At 75.1% G+C, this 365-nt stretch carries 1 protein-coding gene (running past one end of the window); it reads right to left on the bottom strand.

Going from position 1 to position 365, the window contains the following annotated elements; translation table 11 throughout:
* A protein-coding gene (locus BZL64_RS13420; protein WP_086769407.1) for an FAD-dependent oxidoreductase crosses the window boundary here: on the bottom strand, positions 1 to 294 show its beginning. It extends 1,122 nt beyond the left edge of the window; 294 of the gene's 1,416 nt are visible here — the first part of the coding sequence; the start codon lies at positions 292 to 294; its stop codon lies beyond the left edge, outside the window.
* Between the last annotated feature and the right edge of the window lie 71 nt (positions 295 to 365).

Below are 365 nucleotides of genomic sequence, written 5' to 3'. Positions count from 1 at the left end.
CAGCCGGGCCCCGTCGGGGCCGCGGGTGCGTCGCAGGTGGTCGTAGACGAGGGTGTGCTGGGCGCTCAGCTTGGCCGTGGTGTGGCCGGTGACGCCCGCCGCGATGCGGTGGGCCTCCAGGACGGCGACCGAACGGCCCCGCCGGGCCAGTTCCAGGGCCGTGCTGAGTCCCGCGATGCCCGCGCCGACGACGGCGACGTCGACGGTGAGCGGCCCCTCCAAAGGGGGCTCCGGATCACGGGGCGGCACGGTGTGCAGCCAGTACGACCCGTGGATGTGCGCCTGCTGTTCCATGGGCTCCGGGTTCCCGCGACGGAGCCGGTCACACGGCTGAGCGGGGCGGCGGCCCGCTTCATGGGTGGGGT

The sequence above is a fragment of the Streptomyces bobili genome (assembly GCF_002154575.1).
Lineage (GTDB): Bacteria > Actinomycetota > Actinomycetes > Streptomycetales > Streptomycetaceae > Streptomyces > Streptomyces bobili.
This window is presented reverse-complemented; position numbering and strand designations above follow the sequence as displayed.